Raw genomic sequence first — 21,951 nt, 5'->3', positions numbered from 1 at the left:
CAGCTCAGCGTAGATATGCCAGGATGTTATCCGTGTCTTCGCCCGCAAATGTCAGCGCTCTGCACGACAGTGTGCTGAGCGCGCTCGGGACCGCGGTGGTGGCCGGAACATACGCCCCCGGCGAAGTGATCACCCTCGAAGGAGTGAGCGCAGAGCACGGCGTCTCCCGCAGTGTGGTGCGAGAAGCCGTCCGGGTCCTGGAATCGATGGGTATGGTCGCCTCGCGCCGCCGGGTCGGCATCACCATTCAGCCCGCCGCCAACTGGAATGTGTTCGACCCCAGACTGATTCGCTGGCGCCTCGATTCCGGCGATCGTGCCGCGCAGCTGACGTCGTTGTCGGAGTTGCGCCGTGGCTTCGAACCCGTGGCGGCCGCACTGGCCGCCGAGCGCGCGAACCCGCACCAGTGCCGCATCATGGCCGCCGCCGTATCGGACATGGCGGTACATGGACGCGACGGCGACCTCACCGCCTATCTACAGGCGGACAAGGTCTTTCATCGGACCCTGCTGGAGGCCAGCGGCAACGAGATGTTCCGCGCGCTCAATGCGGTGGTGGCGGAAGTCCTGGCCGGACGTACCCACCACGGCATGATGCCCGACTCCCCCAATCCGGCGGCCATCGCGCTGCACGACGAGGTGGCCCGCGCCGTGCGGTTACGCGACTCAGCCGGCGCCGAACGCGCGATGCGCGCCATCATCGACGAGGCCGCGGCAGCGGTCGCCGGGGAGTCAGGTCCGGTCTGACCGACCGTCAGCGGCAGCGCTTGAGGCCGTCGTTCGGGTCGCAGTACAGCGGGTACTGCTGCACCGGAATCGGCAGTGGCTTCTGGAATTCCAACCGGAAGGACTTCTTGGTCATCGCCGCCGGTACGCCGCACTGATCGGTGTTCAAGGTGGTCCGGGTACCGGTCCAGTTGGCGTCCTCGAACTCATAGTTCTCGACGATTTTGGACTTGCTGCCGTCCGGGCAGGTGAAGCCGAAGAGATCGGTTTGAGTGAACGCCCAGTGCCCCTCGCCACCGGTCTGGCGGGCGTCACCGCCATAGATGGCGCCGTACTGGTCGGGTGCGATGTGCAGCAGGCATGCCACGGGCAGTTCCATGTTGTTGCGCAGATCGCCGACTGTCGGGGTGCAGACGGGCCAGATGGTCCACACGCCGATCGGCGTGCCGTCCTGGATGAACGTGTAGATGCCCTCGGGCAGCGGGATGTCGGCATGCGCCGGCGCGGCCGCCGAGAAGAGCGAGCCCGCCACGGCGAAACCGAAACTCGACACCATAGCGAGAACACGTTTCATTTTCACCGCCCGAGTATCGCAGGCGCCTTGCCCGCGGCGTGAGAAAGTCACCGTATGAGTTCACTCAGCGGGAAAGTTGCGTTGATCACCGGCGCCTCGGCAGGCCTGGGAGCGGCCACGGTCAAGGTTTTCGCCGAACGCGGCGCATCGGTCTTCGGCATCGCGCGCGACGCCGAACGGATGGCGACGGTGTTCGCCGACGCCTACGACGAGGCGTCGGGCGGCGCGTTCTCGGCGGTGGACATCAGCACGGCTGACGCCTGCCGGCAGGCGGTCGACGACTGCATCGCGAAATTCGGCCGGTTGGACATCCTGGTCAATGTCGCCGGCTTCCACGTGATGCGGCACACGCTGTCGATGACCGACGACGACTGGGACCGCGATCTCGCGGTGAATCTGAACGGCCCGTTCTACCTGACCCGGGCCGCGCTGCCGCAGTTGCTGGAGAACGGCGGCAACATCGTCAACGTCTCCTCGATCGCCGGTGTCGAAGGCGAGATCTATTCGGCCGGCTACTGCGCCGCCAAGCACGGGCTGATCGGCCTGACCCGGGCGCTGGCCGTCGAGTACACCAAGGAAAAGCTGCGGGTCAACGCGGTGTGCCCGGGTGGCATGCTGACGGCGCAGGTCACGGAATTCGCCGCGCCGGAGAACGCGGATTGGGACCTGATCATGCGGATCGCCGCGCCGCGCGGCTTCATGGAACCGCGCGACGTGGCGAGCGTCATCGCATTCCTGGCCAGCGACGACGCCGCCGCCATCCACGGCTCGGTGTACCGCGTCGACAACGGCAAGGGCCCGGCCTGACAAGTCTGCGGCGAACCGTCAGCCGGTGTTCACGTGGCAGACGTGACCGAGCGGTTCAATCCGTGAGTGACCCACTTCGACGCCGCTGACGACCGAGACATCCGCGCCGGACTGCACACTGACGAGCTGCGACAGGCGGTCGAGGACCACCTGCTCTACTCCGTCGGCCGGCCGGCGTCGGCACTGACGCCCGAGCACTACTACCGCGCGCTCTCGCTGGCGGTCCGTGACCGGATGCAAGAACGCTGGATGGCCAGTACGCAGGCGTTCCTCGACCTGTCCAGGAAAGTGACGTGCTACCTGTCGGCCGAGTTCCTGATGGGTCCGCAGCTCGGCAACAACCTGCTGAACCTCGGCATCGAGCGGCAGGCCCGCGAAGCCCTGGCGGCCCTCGGTCACGACCTCGACGAGGTACTGGCCTGTGAGCAGGAACCCGGTCTGGGCAACGGTGGGCTGGGCCGCCTGGCAGCGTGCTACCTGGATTCGCTCGCGACGCTGGAGCGCCCGGCCATCGGTTACGGCATCCGATACGAGTTCGGCATTTTCAAGCAGGAGATCCAGAACGGCTGGCAGGTCGAGAAGACGGACAACTGGCTGGCGAGCGGCAACCCCTGGGAGATCGCCAAGCCTGACGTCAATTACCCCGTGCAGTGGGGCGGCTACACCGAGGCATACCTGGACGACAACGGCGAGTACCGGGTGCGCTGGATTCCCCGCGAAGTGCTCAAGGGCATTTCGTTCGACACCCCGATCCAGGGCTACGGCGTCAACACCTGCAACACCCTGACGCTCTGGAGCGCGCGGGCGATCGAGTCGTTCGCGCTGGACGCGTTCAACAGCGGCGACTACTACCGCGCTGTCGAGGACGAGGTGAGCTCCGAAACCGTCACCAAGGTGCTCTACCCCAATGACGAGCCGGAGGCCGGCAAGCGACTGCGCCTGCTGCAGCAGTACTTCTTCGTGTCGTGCTCGCTGCAGGACATCCTGCACATCTTGGAAGATCTGGCGGGTCTGTCGGTTGCAGCGTTGCCCGAGCAGTTCGCCCTGCAGCTCAACGACACCCACCCGTCGATCGCCGTCGCCGAACTCATGCGGCTCCTGGTCGACACACGAGGCCTGGGCTGGGACGAAGCCTGGCGCATCACCGTCGCGACCCTCGGCTACACCAATCACACTCTGCTGCCCGAGGCGCTCGAAACCTGGCCGCTGGCCATGTTCCAGGAGTCACTGCCCCGCCATCTGGAGATCATCTACGAGATCAACCGCAGGTTCCTCGACGAGGTCGCCGCGCGGTTCCCCGGAGACACCGAGCGACTGCGCCGCATGTCACTGATCGGCGAGGCGGGTGGCAAGAGCGTGCGGATGGCGCATCTGGCGACGGTCGGCAGCCACGCCGTCAACGGTGTCGCCACGCTGCACACCGAGTTGCTCAAGTCCAGCGTGCTCAAGGACTTCTATGAGCTGTGGCCCGAGCGGTTCAGCAACAAGACCAACGGCGTCACGCCGCGCCGGTTCCTGGCCTTGGCCAATCCGGGACTGCGAGACCTGCTCGACGACACCGTCGGGCCGGGCTGGCTGACGGATCTGGGCAAGCTCCGCGAGCTGGAACCGCTGGCCGGCGACCCCGGTTTCGGCGCGCACTGGCGCGCGGTCAAGCGGGCCAACAAGGCCAGGCTGGCGGAGTACATCCACAACACGACGGGCATCGAGCTGTCGCCGGACTGGATGTTCGACATCCAGGTCAAGCGGATCCACGAGTACAAGCGGCAGCACCTCAACGTGCTGCACATCGCCACGCTTTACCACCGGCTCAAGCAGAACCCCGACCTGCAGATCGCCCCGCGCGCGTTCGTGTTCGGCGGTAAGGCCGCGCCCGGCTACTTCATGGCCAAGCGCATCATCAAGCTGATCAACGCGGTGGCCGAAACGGTGAACGCCGACCCGCACGTGAGCACATTCATCAAGGTCGCGTTCGTGCCGAACTTCAACGTGCAGAACGCACACCTGATCTACCCGGCCGCGGACCTGTCCGAGCAGATCTCCACGGCCGGCAAGGAAGCTTCCGGCACCGGGAACATGAAGTTCATGCTCAACGGGGCACTGACCATCGGGACCCTGGACGGCGCGAACGTCGAGATGCGCAACGAGGTGGGCGCGGAGAACTTCTTCCTGTTCGGGCTGACCGAAGCCGAGGTCGAAAGCGTCAAGGCCACCGGCTACCACCCGGACGACTACATCGCGCGGGACATCGACGGGGGTACAGAACTGCGCGCGGCACTTGATCTGATTGCTGACGGCACCTTCTCCGGCGGTGACACGCACGTCTTCCGGCCGTTGGTCGATTCGCTGCGGCTCGACGACCCGTTCCTGGTGCTCGCCGACTACGCGTCGTACGTCGCCTGCCAGGACCGGGTCGACGCCGCGTGGCGCGACACCGCGGGGTGGACGCGGATGTCGATCCTGAACACCGCACGCAGCGGCAAGTTCTCGTCGGACCGTGCGATCACCGAGTACTGCGACGACATCTGGGATGTCTCGGCGCTGACGGTGCACTGACGCACCGTCAGGGCCGAAATCTCCGCCTTAGTGAGCGAGCGCGACCAGCAGGTCGTGCTTCTCCGGGCAGTACGTGTCGAACGCGGCGTTGAGGAACTGGTACACCTGCTGCTCCGAGCTGCTGTTGCGCGGCAGGTTCTTCTTCAGGAACGCCGCCGAGTCGGTGGCCGTGTGGTCGACGTTGTTGTCGAGCCGCTGGCAGGTGATCTTGCCGATCCAGGCGTTGTAGTCCTTGGGGCCGTAGATCCCGTAGGTGTGCAGCTGGTTGGCGAAATCGGTGTCCGGGTCAGCCTGCGCGGGGATGGCCATCCCGACAGCAAGGGCGGCGGCGGCGATTGAACCGGCCACCCCGGCCAGAGTGCGTGCCTTCATGTGATGGAGTCTATTCGTGCTGGTTGCCATCTGCCCCTGCTCCCTGAACAGTCGTCGCCGTCTGTTCAATCTCATTGAACAGCTGCGTATTTGGTTCGATCTGCTGCGGGTGACCGGTTACGGTGATAGGGGCCACCCACAGCGGAGGTTTCCCATGATTAACTTAACTGGTCTAACCTAACACTTAAATGACCTAATCTGTCGCGGTCAGGGTCCGGGAAGCGGGGAACACATAGTGCAGTCGACCATGGTGCCCGCAGCGTGATCGGCAATGCACTCAAGAAGGCGTGGATCCCGCTGCTCATCCTCGCCGTCGCCCTCGTCGCCGGCTTCACCGTCCACCGCGTACGCGGCTACTTCGGCCAGAACCCCGTCATCGTCACCCCACGCAACTTCGCCGACGACGCCAAACCGTTCAAGCCCAAGGTCGTCACCTACGAGATCACCGGCGAACCCGGCGCCTACGCCGACATCAACTACCTCGACCTGGACGCCAAACCGCAGCGCGTCGACCACGCCATGCTCCCCTGGAAACTCGTCCTGTCCACCACCGCACCGGCAGCCTCACCCAACATCGTCGCCCAGGGCGACGGTGACTCCATCACCTGCACCGTCCACGTCGACGATGAACTCAAAGACACCCGCACCTCCACGGGCGTCCACGCCCAGACCTTCTGCCTGGTGAAATCCGCATGAGCCACCCCGTGAACAACACTGCCGATGAACCGACGGCTGTCATCCCCAAAGCCGAGCAGCCGCCCCACCGGTCGGCGATCGCCCGTCTGATCCGCAAGTTCGCGATCCCGGTGATCCTCGCCTGGATCGGCATCATCATCTTCCTCGGCAGCGCCGTCCCGTCGCTGGACGAAGTCGGCAAGATGCGGTCGGTGTCGATGTCGCCCGATCAGGCGGCATCGGTGATCGCGACGAAGCACGTCGGCGAGGTCTTCCAGGAGTTCAAGTCGAACAGCTCGGTGATGGTCGTGCTGGAAGGCGACCAGCCACTTGGCGCAGAGGCACATGCCTACTACGACGAGATGATCAAAAAGCTCCAGGCCGACACCGCGCACGTCGAGCACATCCAGGACTTCTGGAGCGACCCGCTCACCGCTGCCGGCTCGCAGAGCAACGACGGCAAAGCCTCCTACGTACAGGTCTACCTGCGCGGTAACCAGGGCGAGGCGCTGGCCAACGAATCCGTTCAGGCCGCACAGGACATCATCAAGAGCATCAAGACGCCGCCCGGCCTGAGGGTCTACGTGACCGGTCCGGCGGCCCTGGCAGCCGACCAGCACATCGCCGGTGACCGCAGCGTCAAGATGATCGAGGGCGTCACGTTCCTGGTCATCATCGTCACCCTGCTGCTGGTGTACCGCTCGTTCATCACGGTGCTGCTGACCTTGCTGATGGTGGTGCTCGAACTGTCTGCGGCGCAGGGCGTCGTGGCGGCGCTGGGCTACTACGACATCATCGGCCTGTCGACCTTCGCCACCAACCTGCTGGTCACGCTGGCCATCGCGGCAGCAACCGACTACGCGATCTTCCTCATCGGCCGGTACCAGGAGGCGCGTGGCGCAGGCGAGTCTCGCGAAGACGCCTACTACACGATGTTCGAGGGCACCGCCCACGTGGTGCTCGGCTCGGGCCTGACCGTTGCGGGTGCCACGTTCTGCCTGCACTTCACCCGGATGCCGTACTTCGTGTCGCTCGGCGTCCCGCTGGCCATCGGCATGGTCACCGTCGTGTTCGCCGCACTGACGCTCGGCCCAGCGGTGATCTCGGTGGCGAGCCGGTTCCGCAAGACACTGGAACCCAAGCGCGCCATGAGGGTGCGTGGCTGGCGCAAGATCGGTGCCGCCGTGGTCCGTTGGCCCGGGCCCATCCTGGTCGGCACCATCGCGTTGTCCCTGGTCGGCCTGCTCACTCTGCCGGGCTACCAACCTGCCTACAACGACCGGCTCTACCTGCCCGCCGACATCCCCGCCAACGAGGGCTACGCAGCAGCGGACCGGCACTTCTCGCAGGCCCGGATGAACCCCGAGCTCATGCTCATCGAGAGCGACCACGACCTGCGCAACTCCGCCGACTTCCTGGTGATCGACAAGATCGCCAAGGCCATCTTCAAAGTCCCGGGAATTTCCCGGTCGCAGACCATCACGCGCCCTGAAGGCAAGCCGATCGAGCACACCTCGATCCCGTTCCTGATGAGCATGAGCGGCACCTCGCAGAAGATGAACGAGAAGTACGCGCAGGACTCGATGGCCAACATGCTCAAGCAAGCCAACGACATGCAGATCAACATCGACACCATGAAGCGCATGCAGGCCATCACCACGCAGATGGCGGCCACCACGCACAGCATGGTCGGCAAGATGGTCAACATGACGCTGGACGTCGCCGATTTGCGTGACCACATCTCGGACTTCGACGACTTCTTCCGGCCTATCCGGAACTACCTGTACTGGGAACCGCACTGCTACGACATCCCGGTTTGCTGGTCCTTGCGCTCGATCTTCGACACCCTCGACGGCATCGACACCATGACGGACGACATCCAGAACTTGATGCCGGACATGCTGAAGCTGGACAAGCTGATGCCTCAGATGGTCGCCCTCATGCCGGACATGATCTCGACGATGTCGCGCATGAAGCAGTACATGCTGACCATGTACCAGACCCAGAAGGGTCTGCAGGATCAGATGCAGGCGCAGCAGGACAACGCGAGTGCCATGGGCGAAGCGTTCGACAACGCCCGCAACGACGACTCGTTCTACCTGCCACCCGAGGTCTTCGACAACGCGGAATTCAAGCGCGGCATGAAGAACTTCATCTCGCCGGACGGCAAGGCAGTGCGGATCATCATCTCCCACGAGGGTGATCCGATGAGCGCCGAAGGCATCTCGCACATCGACGCCATCAAGAACGCGGCCAAGGAAGCCATCAAGGGCACTCCCCTGGAGGGCTCCAAGATCTACCTCGGCGGCACCGCTGCGACCTTCAAGGACCTGCAGGAAGGTGCGGACTACGACCTCTTGATCGCCGGAATCTCAGCGCTCGCACTGATTTTCGCGATCATGCTGATCATCACCCGCTCGGTGGTGGCCGCCGCCGTCATCGTCGGCACGGTCGTGCTGTCGCTCGGCGCGTCGTTCGGCCTGTCGGTTCTGCTGTGGCAGCACCTGATCGGGCTCAATCTGCACTGGATGGTCATCGCGATGGCGGTCATCATCCTGCTGGCCGTCGGCGCCGACTACAACCTGCTGCTGGTCTCCCGGTTCAAGGAAGAGATCCACGCGGGGCTCAACACCGGCATCATCCGGTCCATGGGCGGCACCGGGTCCGTGGTCACCTCGGCCGGCCTGGTGTTCGCGTTTACCATGATGTCCATGGCGGTCAGCGAGCTGCACGTGGTCGGCCAGGTCGGAACAACCATCGGTCTGGGCCTGTTGTTCGACACATTGGTCATCCGGTCGCTGATGACGCCGTCCATCGCCGCCCTGATGGGCAAGTGGTTCTGGTGGCCGCAGCGCGTGCGTCAGCGTCCGGTGCCCGAGCCGTGGCCGCAGCCCAAGCCGACGGGCGAACTGCAAACAGCCTCCAGCAGCACAGTTATCTAGGAAACAGGAGTAAGGACTATGGTCGAGATCATGCGTGGTCTGAAGCGCGCCGGGATGGCGGTCGCAGCCCTTGGTGCGGTCGCGACGACCCTCGCCGGACCGGCTGCTGCCGACGCCACCGACGACTACCCGATCCCCCACCGGATCATCGTCACCACCTGTGATGCCGAGCAGTACCTGGCCGCCGCCCGCGACACCAGCCCGGTCTACTACTCGCGCTACATGATCGACATGCACAACCGGCCCGCCGACATCCAGCAGATGGCCCAGGACCGCATCCACTGGTTCTTCTCGCTCGATCCCGTGGGCCGTCGCCAGTACTCCGAGGACACCGCCACCAACATCTACTATGAGCAGGTGGCCACCCACTGGGGCAACTGGGCCAAGATCTTCTTCAACAACAAGGGCGTCGTCGCCAAGGCCACCGACGTCTGCATGAACTACCCCAAGGGCGACATGGCCGTCTGGGACTGGGTCCAGGCGCCGTAGGTTTTGTCGCGGATTTCGGCGTGATTCGTAGCGGTTGCTACGGATCACGCCGTTTTCATTGCGCGTGCAGTGCGGTGACCAGGTCCTGCACATCGTCGGATCGCTGCTCGTAACCCGGGAAGTAGCAACAGATTTCGCTGACGTGCCCGCCGAACCGCCGACCGATCTCGGCGGCGCACTCCTCCGGGGTGCCGACGATGCCGATGGTCCGGACCATCTCGTCGCTGATCAGCGCCCGCATGCCGGCGAAGTCACCGATCTTGGACATGGCATTGAGCGCGGGCTGGAGACCGGCCCAGCCCTCGGTTTCCAGCACCGGTAGATAGGCGGGTGTGGAACCGTAGAACGCGATCAGCGTGGCGACGCCATTGATCGCCGCGGTCAAGTCCTCTTCGGTCCGTCCCACTGCCACCATGGCCTGGGCGATGATCTGCAGATCACCCGACGCACGCCCGGCCCGCTGCAGCCCCTCGCCTACTGCCGCCAGGGTCCGGTCCGCGAAATGCCGGGCGCTGTGGAACGGCATCACCAACAGCCCGTCGGCGACCTGCGCGGCCGTGCGGGTCATGATCGGCCCCAACGCGCCCATGAGCACAGCGGGCGGCCCGAACGGGTTCGGGCCCGGGTTGAAGTTCGGCGGCATCAGGGTGTGAGTGAAGTGCTTGCCGCGAAAATTCAACGGCGCCTTGCCTTCCCAGCAGTCGAAAATGGCCTTGATCGCGGTGACGGTCTCGGCCATGCGTTCGGCGGGCTTGGCCCACTGTGCGCCGTAACGCTTTTCGATGTGCACCTTGATCTGCGAGCCCAGACCCAGCCGGAACCTTCCCCCGCTGTACACCTGCAGGTCGTAGGCAGCGTGCGCGAGATGCAGCGGGCTACGCGGGCCGGCGATCGCGACGTTGGTCATCAGGTCCAGGTCGGCGGCACCGGCTGCGGCCACCAGCGGCAGGAACACATCGTGCGGGCCTTCGAAGGTGAACACCCCGTCGGCACCGAGGCCGGCCAGTTCCCGGGCATGGCCGGCCGCCCGCTGGGGTGCCCCGTCGATCTGGAGTTGGACGCGCATGGTGGGTAGCTCCTCGTCAATTCCCGACGTAGTCCAGAATCGCCGCGGCCACCTCGGCCGGGCGGTCGACCTGCAGGAAATGCCCTGCACCATCGATGGTTTGGACCACCGATCCGGCCGGCAAAGCCTGCGACAGCTGTTCGGTGTAGCCCACCTGCATCGCGCCGTCATCGGTACCGTGCAGGTACAGAATCGGGGTGCGCGGCAGCTCCCGCAGGTACCGCTCGAACTCGGCGTACGGTCCGTTGACGTCACCCGGTCGAACCAGCGCCCGGTAGTAGCCGACCGCGGCCGCCCGATGCTCGGGGGCCGGCAGCGCAGCAAGCGTGGCGGCGACGTCGTCGGCCACATCGGCATCCGCCGGCGACCAGTCCCGCCAGAGCCGCGGAATGACGCGGCGCAGGGTGTGCTCCGGCAGCCCGGGAAGCTGAAAGTACATGATGTACCAACTCATCCGGAGTTGGATCAGGCTCATCCGGACCGTGCGGGCCACACCGAACCGGGCCTGGCTGATCGCCGCCAGCGGCGGGACGGACATCGACACCACGGCATTGAACGGCGAATTCGGATACGCGGCAACGGCATTGGCGGCGAAGGCGCCCCAGTCGTGACCCACCAGCACCGCGTCGGGCCCGCCGCCCAATGCGTCGTAGAGATCCAGCACGTCGGACACCAGCGCGCCGACGTGATAGTTGCCGTCGGCCGGCACCCCGCTCGGCGCATAGCCGCGCATGAAGGGTGCCACCACACGGTAACCCGCCTCCGCCAGCAGCGGGGCAACCCGCCGCCAGCTATGCGCGCTGTCCGGAAAACCGTGCAAGCACAACATCAATCGTCCGTCGGGCGGCCCCCACGCCAGCGCCTGCATACGCAGGCGCGGCAAGGCGAGCTCCAGGGTTTCCCGATTGGCCATCATTGCTACGGGGTCAGCGTGACCTTGATGCAGTCCGCGGTCCGCGCCGCGACAGCGGCGTAGGCCTTCGGCGCATCGTCGAGCGACATGGCATGGGTGAAGATGCCGCCGACATCGAGCCGGCCCGCCTGCAGCAGCGGGATCAACGCCGGCCAGGTCTGCTGCACCGGCGCCGTGGTCATGCGCAGCGTGATACTGCGGATGAGCGACAGCGTCGCCGGGAACGGGAACGGATTGAGGTCGTGTACGCCGACCACGGACACCGTGCCGCCCGCGCGCACGGTGGTCAGTGCCGCGTTCATGGTGGTGTCATTGCCGACCGCGTCGATCACCGAGGCCGCTCCCCTGCCGCCCGTCGCCTCGTGGACGACGCCGAGCTGGTCCGGGGCGATCGCGGTGGCGCCACTGCGGTCAGCCATCTCACGGCGTCCCTCGACCGGGTCGACGGCGAACACCTGTCCCGCGCCCTGTGCGATGGCGCAGCGCACCGCACACAGGCCGACCGCACCCAGACCGAAGACGACGATGGTGCCGCCCGGTGGAATGTCGGCGCGCCTCGCCGCGGCCCAGCCCGTGGCGAGGTTGTCGGTGAGTAGCAGCGCAGCCTCGACGCTGAGATCGCTTGGCAACCGGTGCAACTGGAAATCCGCGGACGGCACGGCGAGCAGTTCGGCCTGCGCGCCGCCGAGCACGCCGGAGCCGAAGATCTGTGGGCCGGACACACAGGTGATCGGATCCAAGCTGGCGCAGCCGACACAGTGGCCGCAACCCGCAACCGACGAAATCAACACCGCATCACCGACTTTGACGGTGCGTACCTCCGGGCCGACCTCGACCACCGTGCCGATGGCCTCGTGACCGAGCGCCACCGGCGTCGCGAGCGGGTAGTCACCTTCGTAGAAGTGCAGGTCCGATCCGCAGATGGCCGCGGTGGTGATCTGGACGACGGCGCCATCCGGCCCGGGCAGCACAGGGTCGGGCACGGTGTCGACGTAGACGCTGCCGGGGGCGTCGATCAATACGGTTCTCAACTGCGCACCTCTGCTGATCCGGTATTCCGTAACGGTGTTACAGGGTCACCTTACGGAGTCCGGATCCCGCTGTGTCTAGAACCCTCGACGAACGTCAGACCACCTCGCGGCGGCGGCGCCCGATGTAGACGCTCAGCCCGACGGCACCCAGGCTCAGCAGGCCGCAGGTCACCGCGGCAATGGTCAGCGCCTTGTTCGGGTTCTCCAGCCCCTTCTGATCGTTGACGAGTTGCATGTTGTAATCACCGGGTAGTGGTGCCTCACGCGGCTCGTCGAGACCCGGGAACTGCTGCGTCCGGTGCACCTCGAATTGGCGTTCGCCGCTGGGGCTTTGGGTCCACTGACCCCAGGCCGGAGTGACGCCGTCGAGCAGCACCCGGCGCTCGCCGTACTGGGCGTCATCACCCGCGTCGACGATGCGCTGCACCCGGAACGGCTGGTAGACCGCATCCGAGTAGCGAACCTGGACAGGCACATTCGCGTAGCTCAGCACCGGCGGAGGCGGTGGGGGCAGCGGCACGCCGACGCCCGGGTAATAGCCGCCGCCGAAGAAGCTACCCACCGCCACGTTGACGGCGGTGTTGACGGCGTTCACCACGACCGCGGTGAAGCTGTACGCCGCGAGGTCAGCGACCTCCATGACGATGCGCTGCAGCGGCGGGATGTACACGATGCGCGGCGCGTTCCGGTAGACGTACACGACGCGGACGGGATCGCGGTACGGGTTGAACAGCACCGGACGGTAGTAGTCGTCGTACTGCACCCAGTCGGGCCGCCACTGCCGCACCCGGTTGTCCCAGTCCCGGCCCATGGGCCGGTCGTCGCGACGATCCCAGTCCGGCCGGTTGTCACGACGGTCCCAGTCGGCCCGGGAGTCGTGCTGGAAGTTGGCGACGTTCACGACCTTGGCGAGATCCGCCACGTCGTGCACCGGCGCCGGCTCCGGCAGCTTCACGTCGACCGCCGCGGCCGCCTTTGCCGTGGCGACGTCGTCGACCGGCGCGGTCAGCGTCTCGGGCTTCAGCAGCTCGATCTGCCGCACCTCACGCACTGCCGAGGTCGACGGCGAGGCCGACTTCGACGAGCCGGCCGTCACCGTGGCCGACGCCGTCGCGGACGTATCGACCCGACCGGGTCCGGCCTCGACGGCCGCGTGCTCGCCGAGTTGCCCTTCCAGGCCCGCGAGCGGCTTGCCTTCTGCCACAGCCTGATCGGCGGGAGCGGTCGACTTGTCCGGCTTCTCGGCACCGGCCGGCGACGGACGCTCGGCGAGCGCCGTGGTCGGGCCGGGCGTCACCGATGTGGCCGACGGAGCTGAAGTGGACGAGGGCGCCGGCTCGGCGACAGCGGTCGACGGACGTGCCGGCGTGGTGGGATCCGCAGGGGCCTCCTGCGCCTTGGTGACCTTGGTGGTTGGCGCCGGGGCGTCAGCGGTGTGTGACGGCGTAGCCGCGACGACGGGCGTCTCGACAGGCGGTGCCGTAGTGGGCGCCTGCGCTGTCTTTTCCGAGGCCTTGTTGTCCGGCACCGTCTTCTCCGGGGCGGTCACCGCCGGAGCGCCGGGTGCCGCGGGCGGGTCGGCCGGCGGCTTGGGCTGGACCACCGGAACGTCTGCGGGAGCGGGGCGGCTCGGCGCCTCGGCGTCCGTCTGATCCCGTTGCTTGCGTCCGCGCTGGCCGCCGTCCGGCCCGTAGCCCGTTGAGCCCGAGCCGTCCTGCGCCGAGGAAGAGTCCTGCCTGGGCGGCTTGGTCGCCAGCGTGGTGGTGCTCGGACTGTCCGAATCACTGCTCGGTTTGGCGGACACCGGCGCTGCGCCCACGGTGAGCGCCGTCAATGTCGTCGCCACACCGGCGGCGACCACTCCCACGAACCGTCCCTGACGGCGTCCCTGCTGGTAATCGGATTTATCGGTTTGAGTACCCATTACAGATCGACTCCCTGCTATGTCGCAACGACCTCACAGAGTCCATCTACTTAGACCGGCTCAGCGTTACAGCAGCGCACTACTTCCCTGGGAGCGGCCCGGCTGCGACCGATGTGGCCGCGCCACTGGGTGCCGCGGGGGCGGCCGATCCCGCGGGGAAACCGCTCTTCGGAATCCCCGGCGTACCCAGTTGACCGGCCAGCCACGGCAGGCTCTTCTGGAACGCCGTAACCGCGAACGGCCAGTCGTGTTTACCGGGTTGGGTACCGACAGCACAGTCGATGCCCAACTGCCGGCCCAATGCGCACAGCGTCTTCGCGGCTTCGGTCTGGTCGCCGGGGTTGCCGGCACCATCGCGACCGCCCAGGCCGACGGCGTCGGGACGGGATTTCCCCTTCCACTGAGTCGGGGCATCCGACGAGATGGCGAACCAGCCTGAAACACCTTGATAAGGGCCGTGTTTGGTCATCACCGTGCGGGGGTCGAAGGTAGCCCACCGCGCTTCGCTGCCGCCATAGAGCCGGGCGATGGTCTGCTCCTTGGTACCCGCGTTGGGACCCGTGTCACCGGCGATGTCGATGAAGGTGCCGAACTGCTCGGGGTGCATGACCGTGAGGTCGACCGCACAGGTGCCGCCCATGGACCAGCCGACGACACCCCAGTTGGCCGATTTGGCGCCGACCCCGAACGTCGACTCCATGTAGGGAGGAACGTCTTTGGTGAGGTGGTCGGCGACGTTGCCCCGAGGACCGTTGACGCACTCGGTGTCGTTGTTGAACGAGCCACCCGCGTCGACGAAGACGAACACCGGCGCATATCCACCGTGCGCCGCGGCAAAGTTGTCGAACATGCTCGCCACGTTGCCGATGCGCAGCCAATCCGCCGGGGTGTTGAACTCGCCGGCGATCATCATGACGGTGGGCAGCGCGGGGGCATCGTGCGCGAACCAGGCAGGTGGCAGGTAAACCACTTCACTGCGGTGCTTGAAGCCCGAGGCGGTGTCCGGGATGTCGACGTGGACCACGGCACCATGCGAAGGGACCATGCCGGCCGCCTTCATCGAGGTGACGCTGGACATCTCGGTCTCGTCGGTGAGCGGGCCGGCGGTCAGCTCATTCCACGCGGCTTGCACCGTCATGAAGTAGCCGACCCAGTCGTTGAGTGCCACACCCGCGCTCAGCACGCACAGCGGCACGGCGAGCACCGCGACTGCGCGGCGCCACCACCGCGCGCCACGCCAACCCAGGATGAGTACGCCGACCGCGAGCGCGGACAGCCCGATCCAGACCCACAGCGAATCCGGCGCGGGGTTGCCCGCGAGGCCTTCTGAATTGATGTACCAGTTCGCGCCCAAAGCGGCCGCGACGCCGATCGCGACGCACACCGGCAGCCACACCAACCGCCACCGGCGGACCCGCCATCCGATGGCGAACACCAGCACGACCGCGGCGACCACCTGGATGGTGACCGGCACCCAGCCCTCGAGCAGGGACACGCCGTGGTGATTGGGAGCGACGACAGGCGGTAACGGCGGGAGCGCCGGATTGGGCGGGGCGTCGGCCAGCAGCGTCGTCGTCACAGAATTCGATGATGGCGACGCTAGCTGTGCGCCGGCTGTGTTGACCGCATGAGGCTCGTTAGCTTCTAAAGCCCCCGCCCGATACCGAAGTACAGCTCGGGCACGACGCCCGGATACAAGTCACGCGGGTTGGCGCCGCCGGCCTGCCCCGGAATGCCCACGCAGACGTCCTCCTCGACACCGTCGACGTGGCGGCTCTGGCAGGTGGCCGGCGGATCGGCAGCCGCGGCCGGCGCCATCAGGAAGCCGACTCCGAGGCCGCCGCATATCGCCAGCAGCCCGACGGCCATCCGCCGTTGCGTTGCCCTGATCGCTGCCTTCGCCATCGCATGCCCTGCAATTCGTCGGCCACACCGGATGTCGGCCGGCCTACGAGAAGTCTGCGCGTTGATCGACCGCCACGCCAGAGCCGATGACCCAGGCACAAGCGATCAAAATCACTTGAGTCACACCAGTCACAGCTGCCACATAGAGAACTCTAATGTCGTTTTATAACTTTAATCACTTCAATAACAATTGCATCACTAAGCGCGACTGAATCAGTAATAACAAAAGAATCACAGGCCACTTGAGTGCCTATAACCACACGGTAAACACTAGCCACGTAACAGCGCACTGACCTGCAGCGACACGCTAGGTAACAACAGTCAATGTGGTTTCTTCTGCATCAGAAGTATGCAGAAACACTAAAATTACTCGAAGAATAACAATTACCTCATTAGCACAGCTGATTATCAGGTTTAACGTCTGTATAGACAGCACCATGCGTCAATTGCGAACCATTTGCGGACCGGCATTACGCCCGTTCGCACAACAGGATCGAGGTGGGTATGAGCGGGCACCTATTTGTTCGTGCAGTCGCCATATCCGGCGTACTCGTGATTTCCCAACTGTCGTTGACGATCTCCGAGGCCAACGCCGAACCCAACTGGGACGCCATCGCCCAATGCGAATCGGGCGGCAACTGGTCGGCTAATACCGGTAACGGCTACTACGGCGGGCTCCAGTTCAGTCCGGGCACGTGGGCCGCCAACGGCGGCATCGGCTCACCGTCCGCAGCCAGTCGCGGAGAACAAATCCGCGTAGCGCGAAATGTGATGCGGACGCAGGGCATTGGCGCCTGGCCGGTATGCGGAAGCGCGGTAGGACAGGCTCAGGCACCCAACGTGTGCCGCACCCTGGTGCAGTTCATCCCGCTGTCGAACCTGCCGTTCCTGTGCCGGACGCTGCTCAGCGTCTTCCGCTGACGAGCCCGAGCGCTACTTGCTCAGCAGGGCGAGTTCCTGCTGGGTGACCAAGCGCTCCATCTCAGCGCGATAGGCCTGGTCGTCAGGCCTATGGCGAGTGACGGCGGCGGCAATCTGCGCGACGATGCGTTCCACCTTGTGAGCTGTAGACATTGGACGCTCCCAACCACGAACCGGGTGACCTGACTGCCCTCAAGTCACTCTCATCACACTGGTCTACACGCGTCACATTTCGGACTCGTCTGCATCACATGTCGCACACTATGGCGCGCCGCGCGCGTGTCGTCCGCGGCGTCGTGCGATCGTGCCGCGCCCGGCGGCCCGACGCCGCCTCAGGCGGCGTCGGCGCGTAGCGCTGCCAACAAGGCCGGGGCTGCTTCGTCGAAGAAACTGTCCTGGGCGTCTCCGCCGATCTGCACGAGAGCGATGTCGGTGAACCCGGCCTCGCGCTAGGCACTCACCGCCTCGACGACGGCGTCGATGTCGGGGCCACACGGAATCTGCTGTACATGCTCGTTGAGGTTCTCACCGGTCCCCCACCCGAGCAGGAAGCGCCCATCCGCGAGGATCTGCGGCGTCGCGGCCTGTTGCGCGACCACCGCGGGGTGGTACCGCATGGTCGGACACGTGACCTACGAACACAGCTCGACACGATTGGTGGCGTGCGCAACGGCGCCCAACACCAGCCAGGCGTTCGGCGCGTGCCCCTGCGACACCAGCCACGGCGAGTAGTGGTCACTGCAGACCTCGAAGTCGAGCCCGAGCTCCTCGGCCCGAACAGCATGTCCGACAAGCTCTCTCGGGCCGCACTGCTCAGTCATGAGGGTGTAGCCGAATCGGGTCATGCGCTCATCTCTCCTGCGCGGAACAGGTCATCGCGACCGACCGGCGCGCCGACCAACGTCTTCACCATGCCCTCGACGCCTTCGACGGCACCCTCGGCAGCTTCTTCCGGACCGCTCTTGCCCATGAGGCTCCCTCTTCCGGTCGTAGGTTCCCGGCAACCGTGCATAACGGACGCCACGGTGGGGATTCCCCGCAGCCGGATGCGAAACCTGCAGCCCGCCGAGCGCCGGCTGACGAGCAGTCAGCTCCCCAGCGACGCCAGGTAGCGGATAGCGCCGATGCCCGGCAGGAAGAAGTAGGCGCCGCCCTTCATCGTGGTGAAGGCCGGAAGTCCTTTGTGCACCTTGCGAATCGGCCGTTTCGGGACAGTGAAGTCCAGAGTGCCGTCCTGCGTGCCGCAGATCGGGTCGTGTTCGTTGCCGAGCTCGTGGAAGGCCTTGTCGTTGATCCAGACGTTCTGCGCAAACTCGAACTGGCGTACCAGATCCGCACAGATGATGAACGCCGCGATGCCACGGTCGACGCCATCGTCCGGTGCTCCCTCCGGCAAAGCCGGACCGTACGTCGCGCCGCGCCGGATCATTCGGCGACGGTTCATGTAGTGCGCCGTGTCACGGGGGTTCAGCCGCCGCGCATGCGCCCCGAGCGGACACGCGTATCCGAACGGATCTTCTTCCTTGAAGTTGAAGTCGTTGTTGCGCATCGGATCCGCACCCAACTCGGGATCGTCCTTGTCCGGTGCTAGCACCAGTGGAGCGCCGCTGCGCCACCGGCCCATGAACTTCGCGGCCAGCAACTCTTGCCCTTCGGGCGTATCCGCGTTGTCCTGCAGATAGTCTCGAAACACACCGACGTGCTCCTCGAGTCTGCGGTACGCCAGATAGCTGCCGTTGCGCGAAAGTACCTCGGGCTGAGGCAGATCCACCACCGGACCGTTCTCGTCGTCATACCCCAGGATGAATTCCCCGGGCTCCAACGGGTCACCCGAACCCGGCGTCGGCGCTTCCCCGGATCCTTTCATCACCGGCTGCGAAAGGCGGTCCCGGAAGCCGAAGTGATCGTGGGCGTAGTTGAACGGCGGCGTGGCGTTGAGCTCCAGGAACGAAAGGCTGCGCACACCCTCGGTCCGGGCGAGCAGATCGTCGTGTGCCGCGATGGATTTGGCATTCTGTTCGTCGGTACGGGAGAACAGGATCGCGATGGCGTGCAGGTCATCACCCGCCAGTCCGCCCACCCAATGTTCCGGGGCCGCGGGTCCGACGTCACCCAGAATGCTGGCCCGCGAGGCCATCCCTTCCCGGAACGCGTCGGGGAACGTCGCCAGTGAGTCCTCCGGTACGCCCAGCGCGCGCAGGCCGTTCCAGGTGAAGGCCAGCGTGACCCAACGATCGGACTCGTCCATCGCGGCCTTGGCGTCGCTCGCCGACTGCACCTTGTCCTGCAGCTCCGACAACCACGCCCGGCCGCCTTCTGGCGTATCGAAGGTGAGGAACTCGTAGCGCCCCGTGAGAGCCGGGGTTCGCGTCAGCAGGATGTGCTGAATGTCGTCGAGTTGGAGGTTCGGGGCCTCCGTCATGGCGTGCGCTGCCCCTTTGCCCAGGCCAAGGCCACGATCCGCCACTCGCCCGATAGCCGGCGCAACGCCACCGTGAATACCGCTCCCGTCTGGGTGACGGGCGCACTGCCCAGGTCGAATGTCATTGTCGCCGGGGCGACCACGTATGCGCTGTCACCAGAGGTCTCGTTGTGCGACGGCTCGTCGAGGGTTACCCGGTAGCTCGTCGCACCAAGGTGGGCACTTTCGGCCACCACATCGCGGTACCAGTCGGTCACCGCAGTAGGACCCTGCCACAGGTGCGGCGCCATGCCATCAAGGATCGACCCGTCAGGCGCGAACGCTGCGGCCATCGAATCGGGATCGCCAGCATTGAACGCGTCGAGGTACGCGCAGACCGCACCAAATGGGTTGTCGCTCATTGCATCTGGTCGAGCATGTCCGAGAACGCCGCTTTGAGGCGCAAGGCCTTCTTGATCTCGTCCGCGGTCACGTACGGGTACTCGCCGTATTCCAGGAAGCTCGGCTGCTGGTGGTCGCGCACGAACTTGATGAAGGCCTCGGTGTTGGTCTGCCAATCCTCCGGGAAGCCTTCGAGATTGGTGAACACCGTCGTGACGCCCGTCGCGCTGAACAATGCCACCGCGTCCTCGGTGTACTTGTCGAAGTCGGTGTCGAAGATGCCCATGTACTGAAAGTGCAGGCCCGAGCCGACGTCGAACAAGTTCCAGCGCAGGTAATGCAGGCGCAGCGGAGCCAGCGCCTCCGGGCTGGCTTTGATGGTGTCCTCTATGGTCTTGCCGTAGGCGCGGACCACTTCCTCACGGCCTTCCTTCACCTTCGCGATGATCGAGAAGCCATAGCAGGCGGGCGTCTTCGGGTACACCGGGCCATAGCGACCCCGCACCTCCTCGAAGTACCCCTCCTTCGGGATCGCCATGGCGGCCGGCTTGGTCCAATCCTGGCCGTTCTCGCTCATATTGACCCCTTCGTCACGCATACTCGACAAAGTCGGACGGTACCACCGCCGTCCGATCTCGCGCGGCGGTTGCAGCTCAGTCGCGCAGCGCATCGCACGAAGGATCAACACAGGCTAAACACCGCAATAATCGCGCAACAGCTTCTTGAACGGTAACGCCGAATTATGCTCAGCCGAAACCGGTTCCGCGCCCCGGCAGATTGCCGCTCACCGCGAACCAGCCGTCCGAAGGAAGAAGACCATGCGACTGAAGCAGCGCTCCCTGAGTCTGGGTCTGGCGCTCACGTTCGTGCCCATCGGCGTCAGTGCGGCAGCGCCGGCATCCGCCGACTGCACCGGCGCCGGATACGCCACCGTGTGCGCGCAGGGTGACGTCCGCGGCGGCGGCCCCACGCCCCCTTCCGCGGCCTACCCGTCGTACTGCGCCGATCCCTGGTACTGCGACGACGGCTGGGGCGTCGACGTCATCGTCCCGATCCGCCCGATCCGCCCTCCCGGCGGCGGCGGTGGCGGTATCGGACCGCGTCGCTGATCCCCGTAGTTTCCACAACCTTTAGGAGCAACCAAACATGAGAATCCGCAACATCATCGGTGCCGGTGTGATCGCCGGTGCGACCTTCCTCGGCACGGCCACGACCGCCATCGCCGACCCGCCGGACTGCACTGCCGGCGATCTCGCCAACGTCATGTCCGGGGTGAACGGCGCCACCTCGGCCTACCTGTTCAGCCACCCCGATGTGAACGCGTTCTTCACCGGTCTCAAGGGCAAGACGCGCGACCAGATGCGCACCGAGATCACCGCGTACATGGACGCGAACCCTCAGGTGAAGACCGAAATCGAGGGTATCCGCCAGCCGGCGGCTGACTTCCGCGCGCGCTGCAACGCGCCGGTTCCCGATGGTCCGCTGAACTGACGGCCCAGGCCGGAGAGGAGTTGGTCCCGATGAGCGTTCACATGAGAATGGCCGGCGGCGCGGTTGCGGTCAGCGCGGCGGTGATCTTGTCGATCACCGGCTGCAGCAAGGGTTCCGCGCCACCCGCCGCGTCGAAATCGTCGACATCGGCGACATCCACGAGCACGTCGGCAAGCACGAGCACGTCGGCGACCAGCTCCGCTCCGGCGCCGTCTGTCGACTACTCGGCGCTGCTGATCAAGGGCACCGACCTGGTCGCACCCGAACAGTTCATCGCGACCCCGCCGATACCAGACCCGAACGGGAAACCCGGCATCGCAACATCGTTCAAGAACGCCGACAGCACCCATGTCGTGGGCGACACGATCCTGGTCCTGCCGGATCCCGCCGCCGCCACCGCCACGCTCGAGGCTGCGAAGGCGACGCTCGGTACCAACGTGGTGGGTGGGACACCCGCGCCGTTCCAGGTTGGCGCCGGCGGTGTCTCGGTGACGGGGAGTTCACCCGACAAATCGAAATCGGTGACCGTTGTGCTGTTCACCGAAGGGAAGGCGTTCGTCACCCTGCAGTTCGACGGCCCTCCCGGTGCTGACCCGCCACCTGATTTCATTCTCGACGTCGGCCAGAAACAGGCCACGGCGATCAAGAACGGGTTGCACGGCTGACGGTCGTCCTCCCCTCCCTGTAACGGCAGCCACTTGCTGACCGCCCCCATATTGGGATCGGTAGCCGTCTCGGTGCTGTGTCCTTGCTCGCG

The 21,951-nt window shown here is 65.6% G+C and carries 23 protein-coding genes and 1 pseudogene; 10 read left to right on the top strand and 14 right to left on the bottom strand.

Annotated features, from left to right (window positions below; genetic code table 11):
• The first annotated feature begins 23 nt into the window (after nucleotides 1–23).
• Nucleotides 24–746, top strand: coding sequence for a FadR/GntR family transcriptional regulator (locus ACX12F_RS08805; protein ID WP_459369215.1), 723 nt, complete (start codon nucleotides 24–26; stop codon nucleotides 744–746).
• 7 nt (nucleotides 747–753) lie between these two features.
• Here ACX12F_RS08805 and ACX12F_RS08800 read toward each other — a convergent pair whose 3' ends face one another.
• Nucleotides 754–1,299, bottom strand: a complete 546-nt coding sequence (locus ACX12F_RS08800) for a hypothetical protein (protein WP_459369214.1) — start codon at nucleotides 1,297–1,299, stop codon at nucleotides 754–756.
• Between the two features lie 54 nt (nucleotides 1,300–1,353).
• Between ACX12F_RS08800 and ACX12F_RS08795 the strand changes: the two genes are divergently transcribed.
• On the top strand, nucleotides 1,354–2,106 hold the full coding sequence (locus tag ACX12F_RS08795; RefSeq protein ID WP_459369213.1) for an SDR family NAD(P)-dependent oxidoreductase: 753 nt from the start codon (nucleotides 1,354–1,356) through the stop codon (nucleotides 2,104–2,106).
• Between the two features lie 66 nt (nucleotides 2,107–2,172).
• Complete coding sequence (locus ACX12F_RS08790; protein ID WP_459369212.1) at nucleotides 2,173–4,662, top strand: glycogen/starch/alpha-glucan phosphorylase; 2,490 nt, start codon at nucleotides 2,173–2,175, stop codon at nucleotides 4,660–4,662.
• Nucleotides 4,663–4,689: 27 nt separating this feature from the next.
• Here the strand turns inward: ACX12F_RS08790 and ACX12F_RS08785 are convergent, their stop codons facing one another.
• On the bottom strand, nucleotides 4,690–5,034 hold the full coding sequence (locus tag ACX12F_RS08785; RefSeq protein ID WP_459369211.1) for a DUF732 domain-containing protein: 345 nt from the start codon (nucleotides 5,032–5,034) through the stop codon (nucleotides 4,690–4,692).
• 261 nt (nucleotides 5,035–5,295) lie between these two features.
• On the opposite strand from ACX12F_RS08785, the gene ACX12F_RS08780 reads away from it, so the two are divergent.
• The 3 genes from ACX12F_RS08780 to ACX12F_RS08770 are packed head-to-tail and all read left to right on the top strand — an operon-like array spanning nucleotide 5,296 to nucleotide 9,140.
• Nucleotides 5,296–5,730, top strand: coding sequence for an MmpS family transport accessory protein (locus ACX12F_RS08780; RefSeq protein WP_459369210.1), 435 nt, complete (start codon nucleotides 5,296–5,298; stop codon nucleotides 5,728–5,730).
• A complete protein-coding gene (locus ACX12F_RS08775; protein WP_459369209.1) occupies nucleotides 5,727–8,651 on the top strand; it encodes an MMPL/RND family transporter in 2,925 nt (974 codons plus the stop codon). Before ACX12F_RS08780 ends, ACX12F_RS08775 begins: the two co-directional genes overlap by 4 nt.
• Before the next feature lie 30 nt (nucleotides 8,652–8,681).
• A complete protein-coding gene (locus tag ACX12F_RS08770; protein WP_459369208.1) occupies nucleotides 8,682–9,140 on the top strand; it encodes a DUF5078 domain-containing protein in 459 nt (152 codons plus the stop codon).
• A gap of 55 nt (nucleotides 9,141–9,195) precedes the next feature.
• Here the strand turns inward: ACX12F_RS08770 and ACX12F_RS08765 are convergent, their stop codons facing one another.
• The 6 genes from ACX12F_RS08765 to ACX12F_RS08740 form a co-directional block, all read right to left on the bottom strand.
• Nucleotides 9,196–10,206: a TIGR03617 family F420-dependent LLM class oxidoreductase gene (locus tag ACX12F_RS08765; protein ID WP_459369207.1), complete on the bottom strand. Its 1,011-nt coding sequence runs from the start codon at nucleotides 10,204–10,206 to the stop codon at nucleotides 9,196–9,198.
• Between the two features lie 16 nt (nucleotides 10,207–10,222).
• On the bottom strand, nucleotides 10,223–11,119 hold the full coding sequence (locus ACX12F_RS08760; protein WP_459369206.1) for an alpha/beta fold hydrolase: 897 nt from the start codon (nucleotides 11,117–11,119) through the stop codon (nucleotides 10,223–10,225).
• Nucleotides 11,120–11,124: 5 nt separating this feature from the next.
• Complete coding sequence (locus ACX12F_RS08755; protein ID WP_459369205.1) at nucleotides 11,125–12,150, bottom strand: zinc-binding dehydrogenase; 1,026 nt, start codon at nucleotides 12,148–12,150, stop codon at nucleotides 11,125–11,127.
• 94 nt (nucleotides 12,151–12,244) lie between these two features.
• On the bottom strand, nucleotides 12,245–14,074 hold the full coding sequence (locus tag ACX12F_RS08750; RefSeq protein WP_459369204.1) for a hypothetical protein: 1,830 nt from the start codon (nucleotides 14,072–14,074) through the stop codon (nucleotides 12,245–12,247).
• 79 nt (nucleotides 14,075–14,153) lie between these two features.
• The gene (locus tag ACX12F_RS08745; RefSeq protein ID WP_459369203.1) at nucleotides 14,154–15,653 is read right to left on the bottom strand and encodes an alpha/beta hydrolase; all 1,500 of its coding nucleotides are present in this window, start codon (nucleotides 15,651–15,653) and stop codon (nucleotides 14,154–14,156) included.
• Between the two features lie 65 nt (nucleotides 15,654–15,718).
• The gene (locus tag ACX12F_RS08740; protein WP_459369202.1) at nucleotides 15,719–15,979 is read right to left on the bottom strand and encodes a hypothetical protein; all 261 of its coding nucleotides are present in this window, start codon (nucleotides 15,977–15,979) and stop codon (nucleotides 15,719–15,721) included.
• Nucleotides 15,980–16,531: 552 nt separating this feature from the next.
• On the opposite strand from ACX12F_RS08740, the gene ACX12F_RS08735 reads away from it, so the two are divergent.
• Nucleotides 16,532–16,900, top strand: coding sequence for a transglycosylase family protein (locus ACX12F_RS08735; RefSeq protein ID WP_459369201.1), 369 nt, complete (start codon nucleotides 16,532–16,534; stop codon nucleotides 16,898–16,900).
• Between the two features lie 12 nt (nucleotides 16,901–16,912).
• On the opposite strand, the gene ACX12F_RS08730 is transcribed toward ACX12F_RS08735, so the two are convergent.
• From ACX12F_RS08730 to ACX12F_RS08705, 6 genes and pseudogenes are all read right to left on the bottom strand, one after another.
• Nucleotides 16,913–17,053, bottom strand: a complete 141-nt coding sequence (locus ACX12F_RS08730) for a hypothetical protein (RefSeq protein ID WP_459369200.1) — start codon at nucleotides 17,051–17,053, stop codon at nucleotides 16,913–16,915.
• Nucleotides 17,054–17,406: 353 nt separating this feature from the next.
• Nucleotides 17,407–17,745, bottom strand: a pseudogene (locus ACX12F_RS08725) (LLM class flavin-dependent oxidoreductase); the annotation flags it as partial.
• The gene (locus ACX12F_RS08720) at nucleotides 17,742–17,870 is read right to left on the bottom strand and encodes a hypothetical protein (protein WP_459369199.1); all 129 of its coding nucleotides are present in this window, start codon (nucleotides 17,868–17,870) and stop codon (nucleotides 17,742–17,744) included. The pseudogene ACX12F_RS08725 and the gene ACX12F_RS08720, both read right to left, overlap by 4 nt.
• 117 nt (nucleotides 17,871–17,987) lie before the next feature.
• Entirely contained in the window at nucleotides 17,988–19,322 is a 1,335-nt protein-coding gene (locus ACX12F_RS08715; protein ID WP_459369198.1) for a Dyp-type peroxidase, read from the bottom strand.
• Nucleotides 19,319–19,723: a YybH family protein gene (locus ACX12F_RS08710; RefSeq protein ID WP_459369197.1), complete on the bottom strand. Its 405-nt coding sequence runs from the start codon at nucleotides 19,721–19,723 to the stop codon at nucleotides 19,319–19,321. Before ACX12F_RS08710 ends, ACX12F_RS08715 begins: the two co-directional genes overlap by 4 nt.
• The gene (locus ACX12F_RS08705) at nucleotides 19,720–20,280 is read right to left on the bottom strand and encodes a hypothetical protein (protein ID WP_459369196.1); all 561 of its coding nucleotides are present in this window, start codon (nucleotides 20,278–20,280) and stop codon (nucleotides 19,720–19,722) included. Before ACX12F_RS08705 ends, ACX12F_RS08710 begins: the two co-directional genes overlap by 4 nt.
• Before the next feature lie 241 nt (nucleotides 20,281–20,521).
• Between ACX12F_RS08705 and ACX12F_RS08700 the strand changes: the two genes are divergently transcribed.
• From ACX12F_RS08700 to ACX12F_RS08690, 3 genes are read left to right on the top strand one after another with little or no spacing between them, the layout of a single operon-like run.
• Nucleotides 20,522–20,812 (top strand): hypothetical protein, encoded by a 291-nt coding sequence (locus ACX12F_RS08700; protein ID WP_459369195.1) that lies wholly within the window; start codon nucleotides 20,522–20,524, stop codon nucleotides 20,810–20,812.
• 37 nt (nucleotides 20,813–20,849) lie between these two features.
• Nucleotides 20,850–21,194, top strand: a complete 345-nt coding sequence (locus ACX12F_RS08695) for a heme-binding protein (protein WP_459369194.1) — start codon at nucleotides 20,850–20,852, stop codon at nucleotides 21,192–21,194.
• Between the two features lie 29 nt (nucleotides 21,195–21,223).
• Nucleotides 21,224–21,859, top strand: a complete 636-nt coding sequence (locus ACX12F_RS08690; RefSeq protein WP_459369193.1) for a hypothetical protein — start codon at nucleotides 21,224–21,226, stop codon at nucleotides 21,857–21,859.
• Nucleotides 21,860–21,951: the final 92 nt, after the last annotated feature.

This window comes from Mycolicibacterium sp. HS_4_1 (assembly GCF_054515875.1).
This window is presented reverse-complemented; position numbering and strand designations above follow the sequence as displayed.